This is a genomic window from Micromonospora sp. NPDC005197 (assembly GCF_040608295.1).
GTDB lineage: Bacteria > Actinomycetota > Actinomycetes > Mycobacteriales > Micromonosporaceae > Micromonospora.
The window spans coordinates 42,106-52,389 of sequence record NZ_JBEXHY010000034.1; the positions used below are offsets into that span (position 1 = coordinate 42,106).

8 protein-coding genes are annotated in these 10,284 nt (G+C 72.7%); 7 read left to right on the forward strand and 1 reads right to left on the reverse strand.

The genetic code is table 11. From position 1 onward, the window contains the following. Positions 1-419 precede the first annotated feature (419 nt). Positions 420-1,742: an MATE family efflux transporter gene (locus ABZU46_RS14515; protein ID WP_354857665.1), complete on the forward strand. Its 1,323-nt coding sequence runs from the start codon at positions 420-422 to the stop codon at positions 1,740-1,742. A gap of 15 nt (positions 1,743-1,757) precedes the next feature. Here the strand turns inward: ABZU46_RS14515 and ABZU46_RS14520 are convergent, their stop codons facing one another. Beyond that, a complete protein-coding gene (locus tag ABZU46_RS14520) occupies positions 1,758-2,774 on the reverse strand; it encodes a hypothetical protein (protein ID WP_354857666.1) in 1,017 nt (338 codons plus the stop codon). Positions 2,775-2,962: 188 nt separating this feature from the next. On the opposite strand from ABZU46_RS14520, the gene truB reads away from it, so the two are divergent. The 6 genes from truB (at position 2,963) to dapB (ending at position 10,234) form a co-directional block, all read left to right on the forward strand. Further along, positions 2,963-3,847 (forward strand): tRNA pseudouridine(55) synthase TruB, encoded by an 885-nt coding sequence (gene truB, locus ABZU46_RS14525; protein ID WP_354857669.1) that lies wholly within the window; start codon positions 2,963-2,965, stop codon positions 3,845-3,847. Between the two features lie 77 nt (positions 3,848-3,924). After that, positions 3,925-4,854, forward strand: coding sequence for a bifunctional riboflavin kinase/FAD synthetase (locus ABZU46_RS14530; RefSeq protein ID WP_354857671.1), 930 nt, complete (start codon positions 3,925-3,927; stop codon positions 4,852-4,854). 190 nt (positions 4,855-5,044) lie between these two features. Further along, positions 5,045-5,314, forward strand: a complete 270-nt coding sequence (gene rpsO / locus ABZU46_RS14535) for a 30S ribosomal protein S15 (protein WP_007456699.1) — start codon at positions 5,045-5,047, stop codon at positions 5,312-5,314. A 226-nt stretch (positions 5,315-5,540) separates the two neighbouring features. Then, entirely contained in the window at positions 5,541-7,940 is a 2,400-nt protein-coding gene (locus tag ABZU46_RS14540; protein ID WP_354857674.1) for a polyribonucleotide nucleotidyltransferase, read from the forward strand. Positions 7,941-7,987: 47 nt separating this feature from the next. Beyond that, on the forward strand, positions 7,988-9,385 hold the full coding sequence (locus ABZU46_RS14545) for a pitrilysin family protein (protein ID WP_354857676.1): 1,398 nt from the start codon (positions 7,988-7,990) through the stop codon (positions 9,383-9,385). A gap of 96 nt (positions 9,386-9,481) precedes the next feature. Beyond that, positions 9,482-10,234 (forward strand): 4-hydroxy-tetrahydrodipicolinate reductase, encoded by a 753-nt coding sequence (dapB, locus tag ABZU46_RS14550; RefSeq protein ID WP_354857678.1) that lies wholly within the window; start codon positions 9,482-9,484, stop codon positions 10,232-10,234. The last annotated feature ends 50 nt before the right edge of the window (positions 10,235-10,284 follow it).

Consider the following 10,284-nt stretch of genomic DNA (forward strand, 5'->3'; position numbering starts at 1 on the left):
CCGGGAGCAGCATGTGGACCTGAACGATAACTTGGGAGGCGGCCGGCATCACGTGGTGATGCAGGTCGTGGGCGGTGGTGCCACACCTCGCGCTGCCTCCCTCCAGGGTCGGACCGACCCGGGCTCACGCTGCCCAGTCGGCTGCTCCGGTAACCCCGGACCGCCGTGGGGCGCTCAGCACGACCGCCCGTGAGGGCTGCCGCGCGCCGGTGGCTCGCACCCTGGAAGGAGCGCCACCATGCCGAACAAGCCCAAGCCCGAGACCACCACCGACGACGCCCGCGAGCAGGCCCGCCGCGCACTGCAGACGTCGATGGACACCCGCCAGTGAGTCAGTCCTCCGGGCGGTGACGCCGCCGATGGAGTAAGTCCTCGGCGGGATTGCGATCCTTACCGTCGTCGTGCCAGGATCGGCGGCGATGAGCCACCCTGCCACCACCGACCGATCCGCCTCGCCACGCCGCATCGCCGGCCTCGCGTTGCCGGCCCTCGTCGTCCTCGCCGCCGAGCCGCTCTACGTGCTCGTCGACACGGCCGTCGTCGGTCACCTCGGTCGGGTGCCCCTGGCGGCGCTCGCCGTCGGCGGCACGGTGATGACGCTCACCGCCTGGCTCGGCACCGTCGTCGCGTACGGCACCACCGGGCGGTCGGCCCGCCGCTTCGGCGCCGGCGACCGGGCGGCGGCAGTGGCCGAGGGAGTCCAGTCGTCGTGGCTCGCGTTCGGCGTCGGGCTGCTGGTCGCGATCGGCATGCAGATCGGCGGGGGCGCGCTGGCGCGTACCCTCGCCGGAGGTGCCGGCGACGTGGCCGACGCCGCCGCCGGGTGGCTGCGGATCGCGGCGCTCGGCGCCCCCGGCCTGCTGCTCGCCGCCGCCGGCAACGGCTGGCTGCGCGGCGTGCAGGACACCCGGCGGCCGCTGTTCTTCGTGCTCGGCCCCAACCTGCTCTCCGCGCTGCTCTGCCCGCTGCTGGTCTATCCCGGTGGGCTCGGCCTGACCGGTTCGGCGGTCGCCAACGTGGTCGCCCAGACCATCGCCGGCGGGCTCTTCGCCGCGGCGCTGGTCGCCGAACGGGTCTCGCTGCGGCCCCGACCGCGGGTGATCCGCCAGCAACTCGTGCTCAGTCGGGACCTGCTGATCCGGGGCGTGGCGTTCCAGGCCAGCTTCCTCTCCGCGACGGCCGTCGCCGCCCGCTTCGGCGCCGCCGCCGTCGGCGCACACCAGATCGCCCTGCAGCTCTGGTTCTTCACGGCCCTGGTGCTCGACGCCCTCGCCATCGCCGCGCAGTCCCTGGTCGGTGCCGCGCTCGGCGCCGGCGACGCGGCGGACGCCCGCGCGCTGGCCCGCCGGATCGGCCTGCTCGGCGGCGTCTGCGGCGTCGCCTTCGCGCTGCTCATCGCCGCCGGCGCCGGCGTCGTGCCGTCCTGGTTCAGCTCCGACGAGCAGGTACGCGAGCAGGCCATGGTGGCCTGGCCGTGGTTCGTCGCCATGCAGCCCCTGGCCGGGGTGGTGTTCGCGCTCGACGGCGTGCTGATCGGCGCGGGCGACGTCCGCTACCTGCGCAACCTCACCATCGTGGCGGCGCTTGGCGGTTTCCTGCCGGCCATCTGGCTGGCGTACGGGCTCGACCTGGGGCTGGGCGGCATCTGGGCGGGGCTCACCCTCTTCGTGGCGATCCGGCTGGTCGCCCTGCTGCTGCGCCTGCGCAGCGGCGCCTGGGCCGTGGTCGGCGCGATCCGCTGACGGCCTGCCCCCGGCTCAGCAGTCCTCGCCGTCGCCGGGACGCCAACCCGGGTCGTAGATGTCCCCGGTCGGCGCGGTGTTCGGCAGGCCCACCTCGGGCGCGATCTCCAGGTCGATCCGGCCCTTGCGGATCGCCGCGCAGGTCGCGTTGAGCACCGTCACGTCGGCGCTGTCCACCCACAGCCCGGCCGAGCCCGCCCGCACGTCGTCGGGGTGCGGCACGTGCCAGACGACCTGGTCCCGGAGGGTGACGAGTTCGGCGCCCGGGGCGTACGCCTGCGGGCGGGGCAGGTCGAAGGAGTAGACCCAGATGAACCGGGTGGTGATCGCCAGCACCCGGATCCCGTCGCTGTCGGTCGTCGACCGGTACTCCACGGTGCCGCTGGCCCGGATGCCGTCGGCGAGGTCGAGGTTCGGGTCGGCGGCGCGGTCGACCAGGGTGGCGTAGTTCAGGTTCGTCCCCTGCGCGAAGTCCTTGCGCAGGTCGGCGCGGGCGTCCGGGGCCAGCAGGGCGAGGAACTGGTCCGGATCGCCGAAGAGCATGGACGGGTCGAGTCGGCTCTGGATCAACGCCCCCTTGACCTTCGCCAACGCGTCACCGACCTGCTTGGCGGTGAACGGCGCGGCAGCCTTGGCCGCCGGGAGCGTGATGGCCGCCGCGCCCACGGCGAACGTCTCTGCCGGCGTGCCGACGAACGGTCCGAGGCTGTTGCCGCTCTCGTCGACCGGCCGGGGCGGCGCCGTGGAGGAGCCCTGACCCAGCAGCGGCTCCCCGTCGTGGATCCGCTGCACGGCGCTGTACCCGCTCCAGGCCAGCACGGCCAGCAGCACCAGGGCGACCAGCCCGCCGACGCCGCCGAGCAGCTTGCCCGCGTGCTGCTCCCAGCCCAGCCGCAGCCGATCAGCGCCGGTCACGGGGGTTTCGGTCGCCGGCCCCCGCATCCAGTCCGGCACCCGGATGTCGTCGGTCTCGCTGGCGACCGCGTACGGGTCGGTGGTGTTCGGCGGGCTGGCGGGGTCTTCGCTGGTCATCGTGTAGTCCTGGTTCGGCGGGAACGGGCGTGTGATCTTCGCATTCGGCCGACGACGGCGCTGTCCCGTTCGGCGCGCCCAGCAGCAGCCGGCACCCGGGCGCCGCCGTGGCGACAGCGGGCCGGGGTCGGCCGGAGGGCGCCGGGCGACTCCGGTCGCCGAGAGGCTGTCTGGCAGGCTTGGGCGACGTGAGCACCGATGGTCTGATCGTGGTCGACAAGCCCGGCGGCATGACGTCGCACGACGTGGTGGCGCGGATCCGCCGGCTGGCGAAGACCCGCCGCGTCGGGCACGGCGGCACCCTCGACCCGATGGCCACCGGTGTCCTGGTGATCGGTGTGGGGCGGGCCACCCGACTGCTGACCTACGTGATCGGCGCGGGCAAGAGCTACACCGGCACGATCCGGCTCGGCCAGGCCACCGTCACCGACGACGCCGAGGGCGACGTGATCGCAAGCACCCCGGCCGGTCACGTCACCGACGAGGCCATCCGCGCCGCGCTGACGGCCCTGACCGGGGAGGTCGACCAGGTGCCGAGCGCGGTCAGCGCCATCAAGATCGACGGGCAGCGGGCGTACAAGCGGGTGCGCGACGGCGAGAGCGTCGAACTGCCGGCGCGGCGGGTCACCATCTCCCGGCTGGAGGTGCTGGCGATCCGCCGCACCGAGCCGGACGTGGTGGACGTGGACGTGGACGTCACCTGCTCCTCCGGCACGTACATCCGGGCCATCGCCCGGGACGCGGGCCTGGCGTTCGGCGTCGGTGGGCACCTCACCGCGCTGCGCCGGACCGCGGTGGGTGGCTTCACCCTCGCCGAGGCGGCCACGCTCGACGAGCTGGAGCAGCGCGCCCCGGCCGTGGTGAACCTGCCGCTGGACGCGGCGGCCGACCGGTTCTTCCCGCGCCGGGAGGCGACACCCGACGAGGCGAAGGTGCTCGGCCACGGCGGGCCGCTGGACCCGGCCGGCATCACCGGGCCGTACGCCGTCTTCGGACCGACCGGCGGGCTGATCGCTATCGTCAGCGAGCGGGACGGGCGGGCCCGCGCGGAGATCGTGCTCGCCCCGGCTTGACGGCGGGACGCAGGTCCGCCGGCTTCCGGCCGGCGGTGTCGACCCGCCGACCAGCGGGACAGCAGGAAAGGAACGGCATGCAGCGGTGGCGGGGGTACGACGCGGCGCCCGGCGGCTGGGGGCGCTCGGTCGTCACCATCGGCGTCTTCGACGGCGTGCACAAGGGGCACCAGGCGACCATCGGGCACGCCGTGGCCCGGGCCCGGGAGTTGGGCGTGCAGTCGGTGGTGGTCACGTTCGACCCGCACCCGGCCGAGGTGGTCCGCCCCGGCTCGCACCCGGCCGTGCTCACCGAGCCGGCCCGCAAGGCGGAACTGATCGAGGCGCTCGGCGTGGACGTGCTCTGTGTGGTGCCGTTCACCCCGGAGTTCTCCCGGCTGCCGCCCGAGCAGTTCGTGCACGACATCCTGGTCGAGCACCTGCACGCGGCGCTGGTGGTGGTGGGCGGCAACTTCCGCTTCGGGCACCGCGCGGCCGGCGACGTGGCGCTGCTGGAGCGGCTGGGGAAGACCTTCGGCTTCGGGGTGGAGGGGGGCCCGCTGGTCGCCGAGGACGGCACGGTCTTCTCCTCCACGTACATCCGCTCCTGCGTCGACGCCGGTGACGTGGGCGCCGCGGCGGCCGCGCTGGGCCGCCCGCACCGGGTGGAGGGCGTGGTGGTCCGCGGTGACCAGCGCGGCCGGGTGCTGGGGTTCCCCACCGCGAACCTGCTCTGCCACCGGTACGCGGCGGTGCCCGCCGACGGGGTGTACGCCGCCCGCCTGATCCGTCGCGGTCAGTCCGAGCCGCTGATGTCCGCGGTGTCGGTCGGCACCAACCCGACCTTCTCCGGTCGGGAGCGGCGGGTGGAGGCGTACGCGCTGGATTTCGACGGCGACCTGTACGGCGAGCGGCTGGCCCTGGACTTCGTGGCGCACCTGCGCGGTCAGGTCCGCTACGACTCGATCGAGCCGTTGATCGCCCAGATCGAACAGGACGTCGCACGCACCCGGCGCGCTCTGAGCTGATCATCCACCGGGCCGCGCAGGCCCTTGGCCGGCTGTTACCCGTGGGTGCTGGTAGTCTTGCGGGGACGTCGGGTGACCGGCGTGGGGCCTCGCGTGCCTGCTCGACGCCGCGGGTGCGAGGTACCGGTCCGTTCCCGGTCCATCGGGACGACGGACACCTACTTGATCAACCCATCGAAACAGGGAGAACATGGCGCTCGACCAGGAAGCCAAGGCCAGCATCCGCGCGGAGTACGCGACCGCCGAGGGCGACACCGGTTCGCCGGAGGTCCAGGTCGCGGTCCTCACCAAGCGGATCGCCGAGCTGACCGAGCACCTGAAGGTGCACAAGCACGACCACCACAGCCGCCGTGGGCTGCTGCTGCTGGTCGGCCGTCGCCGTCGGCTGCTCAACTACGTCCAGAAGAAGGACATTGCCCGCTACCGGACGCTCATCGAGCGGCTCGGTCTGCGCCGGTGACGTGACGGGGGAGTGGCCCACCGGCCGCTCCCCCGATCGGCGTCCCACCTGAAGAACACGGGCCGCGCGACCAACCCGAGAGGGAGCCGGTCAGCGTACCGGTCTCCGGTAGTGGCCCCCGGGAACCCGGCAGTACGCCGGCCACCCGGGCGCTTCGATCGAAGACCGGCCGGCTGAGCAGCTCCCCGACGTCGCGGGCCCACGACGCGAAGGAGCACGACAGCACATGACCGAGACCAAACTCGGCACCGAATCCCGCACCGCCGTGATCGACAACGGGTCCTTCGGCACCCGCGAGATCACCTTCTCCACCGGTCGACTGGCTCGCCAGGCCGCCGGTTCCGTCATCGCCCAGCTGGGCGAGACGGTGGTCCTCTCCGCCACCACCGCCGGTAAGCACCCGAAGGAGCAGTTCGACTTCTTCCCGCTGACCGTCGACGTCGAGGAGCGGATGTACGCCGCGGGCCGCATCCCCGGCTCGTTCTTCCGCCGTGAGGGTCGGCCCAGCGAGGACGCGATCCTCACCTGCCGCCTGATCGACCGGCCGCTGCGCCCGTCCTTCGTGAAGGGCCTGCGCAACGAGGTCCAGGTCGTCGAGACCATCCTCGCGCTCGACCCGCAGCACCCGTACGACGTGGTGGCCATCAACGCGGCCTCGATGTCGACCAAGCTCTCCGGCCTGCCGTTCTCCGGCCCGATCGGCGCGACCCGGGTCGCCCACATCGACGGCCAGTGGGTCGCCTTCCCGACCCTGGAGGAGCTGGCCCGCGCCACCTTCGACATGGTCGTGGCCGGCCGCACCCTCGACGACGGCGACGTCGCGATCATGATGGTCGAGGCCGAGGCCACCCCGAACGCCGTCGCCCTCATCTCGGCCGGTGCCACCGCCCCGACCGAGGAGATCGTCGCCAGCGGCCTGGAGGCCGCCAAGCCGGCGATCCGTGAGCTGTGCCGCGCGCAGAGCGAGCTGGCCGAGGTCGCCGCCAAGCCGGTCACCGAGTTCCCGGTCTTCCTGGACTACCAGGACGACGTGTACGACGCGGTCGCCGACCTGGCCCGCGGCGAGGTGGCCGAGGCGGTCACCATCGCCGGCAAGGCGGACCGCGAGGAAGCCCTGGACCGGGTCAAGGCCCGGGTCGCCGAGGAGTTGGGCGCTCGGTTCGAGGGTCGGGAGAAGGAGCTCAGCGCCGCCTTCCGCTCGCTGACCAAGTCCGAGGTGCGCAACCGCGTGCTGCGCGAGCAGGTCCGCATGGACGGCCGCGGCCCGCGCGACATCCGGCCGCTGACCGCCGAGGTCGGCGTGCTGCCCCGGGTGCACGGTTCGGCGCTGTTCGAGCGCGGCGAGACCCAGATCCTGGGTGTCACCACGCTGAACATGCTCCGCATGGAGCAGATGGTGGACACGCTGTCCCCGGAGAACCGCAAGCGCTACATGCACAACTACAACTTCCCGCCGTACTCGACCGGTGAGACCGGCCGGGTCGGCTCGCCGAAGCGGCGCGAGATCGGCCACGGTGCGCTCGCCGAGCGTGCGCTGATCCCGGTGCTGCCGTCGCGCGAGGAGTTCCCGTACGCCATCCGGCAGGTCTCCGAGGCGCTCGGCTCCAACGGCTCCACCTCGATGGGCTCGGTCTGCGCGTCGACGCTCGGCCTGCTCTCCGCGGGTGTGCCGCTGAAGGCGCCGGTCGCCGGCATCGCCATGGGGCTCATCTCGGACGAGGTGGACGGCAAGACGCAGTACGTGACGCTTACCGACATCCTCGGCGCCGAGGACGCGTTCGGTGACATGGACTTCAAGGTCGCCGGCACGCCGGAGTTCGTCACCGCGCTGCAGCTCGACACCAAGCTCAACGGCATCCCGTCGGACGTGCTGGCCGCCGCGCTGCAGCAGGCGAACGAGGCCCGGCAGATCATCCTCGGTGTCATGCGGGCCGCGATCGAGGCTCCGGCCGAGATGTCGGACTACGCGCCGCGGGTCACCACCGTCAAGATCCCGGTGGACAAGATCGGCATGGTGATCGGCCCGAAGGGTCAGACCATCAACGCGATCCAGGACGAGACCGGCGCCGAGATCTCCATCGAGGACGACGGCACGATCTACGTTGGCGCCACCAACGGCCCGTCGGCCCAGGCGGCCGTCGACCGGATCAACGGGATCGCCAACCCGACGCTGCCCAAGCAGGGCGAGCGGTTCCTCGGCACGGTGGTCAAGACCGCCGCGTTCGGCGCGTTCATCTCGCTGCTGCCGGGCCGCGACGGCCTGCTGCACATCTCCAAGGTGGGCGACGGCAAGCGGGTCGAGCGCGTTGAGGACTTCCTCAACGTCGGTGACCGGGTCGAGGTCGAGATCGCGGACATCGACGCCCGCGGCAAGATCTACCTGGACAAGGTTCGCCCGGAGGGCGCCGAGGCTCCGGCCGCCGGTGAGGCCGCTGGCGGCGACCGACCGGCTGGTCGGGACCGGGGTGACCGGGGCCCGCGTGACCGCGGTGACCGTGAGCGTGGCGGCGACCGTGGCGGTCGTGGCCCGGAGCGCGGCGGCGAGGGCGGCAACGGCGGCAACGGCGGCGGCGAGGGTGGTGGCGAGGGCGGCGAGCGTCCGCGCCGCCGGACCCGGCACAGCTGACCACCAGCACCTGCAACACCCACCCCTCGTCGAACCGGGAGCAACACGTGAGTCGGGCCTTCAGTGCGCCGTTTCCACCGGATCGACGGGGGGTGGCTGCGTCCCGGGACAATGGGGCGGGCCGCTCCGGCGGCGCCGCCCGCGCGGTGACCCGGACGCTCAGCGACGACCCGCTGGGCGGCACGGTACGTCGTACCGTGCTGCCCAGCGGCCTGCGCGTGCTCACCGAGGCGATCCCGGCGATGCGCAGCGTGTCCTTCGGCATCTGGGTGGCGGTGGGTTCGCGGGACGAGACCCGTCCGCAGGCCGGTGCCGCGCACTTCCTGGAGCACCTGCTCTTCAAGGGCACCCACAAGCGCACCGCCTTGGAGATCTCCTCGCAGATCGAGGCGGTGGGTGGCGAGACGAACGCCTTCACGACGAAGGAATACACCTGCTACTACGCCCGCGTGCTGGACGAGGACCTGCCGCTGGCGATCGACGTGATGTGCGACCTGGTCGCCGACTCGCTGCTGGAGCCGGCCGACGTGGAGACCGAGCGTGGCGTGATCCTGGAGGAGATCGCCATGCACGACGACGAACCCGGTGACGAGGTGCACGACCTCTTCGCCCGGGCCGTCTACGGCGACCACCCGCTGGGCCGACTGATCTCCGGCACCGAGGAGACCGTCACGCCGATGACCCGCAAGCAGATCCAGTCCTTCTACCGGGGTCGCTACACCGCACCACAGATCGTCATCGCCGCCGCCGGCAACCTCGACCACGCCGCGGTGGTCAAGCTGGTCCGGCAGGCCGTGCGCGGCACGCCACTGGACAGCGACCCGGCCGCACCGGCCGCACACCGCGCGGCCACTCCGGCGGTACGCACCAAGCCGGCCACCACACTGGTCGAGCCGAAGGAGACCGAGCAGGCGCACGTCCTGCTGGGCTGCCCCGGCATCGACCGCACCGACGACCGGCGCTTCGCCCTCGGGGTGCTCAACAACGTCCTCGGCGGGGGCATGTCCAGCCGCCTCTTCCAGGAGATCCGTGAGCAGCGCGGCCTGGCGTACTCGGTCTACTCCTACGCCAGCCAGTACGCCGACAGCGGCCTGTTCGCCGTCTACGCCGGCTGCGCGCCGGGCAAGGTGGACGAGGTGCTGGCCCTGACCCGCGCCGAGCTGGCCCGGGTGGCCGCCGACGGGTTGACCGAGGCCGAGGTGGCCCGGGGCAAGGGGATGAGCAAGGGCTCGTTCGTGCTCGGCCTGGAGGACACCGGCTCCCGGATGAGCAGGCTGGCCAAGGGTGAGCTGCTCTACGGCGACCTGATGCCGGTGGACGAGCTGCTCCGGCGGGTCGACGAGGTCAGCGTCGCGGACGTGAACACCCTCGCCGCTGAGCTGCTCAGCCGGCCGATGTCGCTGGCCGTGGTCGGCCCGTTCGGCGAGGGCGACTTCTCCGCCTGAGGCCCGTCGCCCGCAGGGCCGGGGGCACATCCCGGTCGGTGGAGCGGACCGGATCCGGCGGCGGTGGCACGTCCCGATTGGGATAGGTTGTGCCGCGTGACTGACGAGCAGGAGAAGACCCGCGTCGGCGTGTTCGGTGCCCGCGGCCGGATGGGCATCGAGGTCTGCAGGGCGGTCGACGCCGCCGACGACCTCGAACTGGTGGCGTCGATCGACCAGGGCGACAGCCGTTCCGCCGTCTCCGGTGCCGACGTGGTCGTCGACTTCACCACGCCGGACGTCGTCATGGACAATCTCAAGTGGTCCATCGAGCAGGGCATCAGCGCGGTGGTCGGCACGACCGGCTTCACCGAGCAGCGGCTGGAGCAGGTGCGCGGCTGGCTGGCCGAGAAGCCGGAGGTCGGCGTGGTCATCGCCCCGAACTTCGGCATCGGCGCGGTGCTGATGATGCAGTTCGCCGCGCGGGCCGCCCGGCACTTCGAGTCCGTCGAGATCATCGAGCAGCACCACCCGCGCAAGCTGGACGCCCCGAGCGGCACCGCCACGCACACCGCCCGGCAGATCGCCCAGGCTCGCGCCGAAGCCGGTCTCGGCCCGGTGCCGGACGCCACCAAGGACGAGGTGCCGGGTGCGCGCGGCGCCGACATCGACGGGGTACGCGTCCACGCGGTGCGCGCCACCGGCCTGGTCGCCCACCAGGAGGTGCTCTTCGGGGGCACCGGCGAGACGCTGACCATCCGCCACGACTCGTACGACCGGGTGTCCTTCATGCCCGGCGTGCTGCTGGCCGTCCGCGCGGTGCGCAACCGTCCCGGCCTCACGGTGGGCCTGGACCCCCTCCTCGGCTGACCCCGCCCCTCCTCGCAGATCTTGGACAGTTTCCGTTAGCTGACGGAAAC

Coding starts and splice junctions, on each gene's coding strand:
- ABZU46_RS14540 (WP_354857674.1), top strand. CDS start 5,541: ATGACCGAGACCAAACTCGGCACCGAATCCCGCACCGCCGTGATCGAC.
- ABZU46_RS14530 (WP_354857671.1), top strand. CDS start 3,925: ATGCAGCGGTGGCGGGGGTACGACGCGGCGCCCGGCGGCTGGGGGCGC.
- rpsO (WP_007456699.1), top strand. CDS start 5,045: ATGGCGCTCGACCAGGAAGCCAAGGCCAGCATCCGCGCGGAGTACGCG.
- ABZU46_RS14515 (WP_354857665.1), top strand. CDS start 420: ATGAGCCACCCTGCCACCACCGACCGATCCGCCTCGCCACGCCGCATC.
- ABZU46_RS14520 (WP_354857666.1), bottom strand. CDS start 2,774: ATGACCAGCGAAGACCCCGCCAGCCCGCCGAACACCACCGACCCGTAC.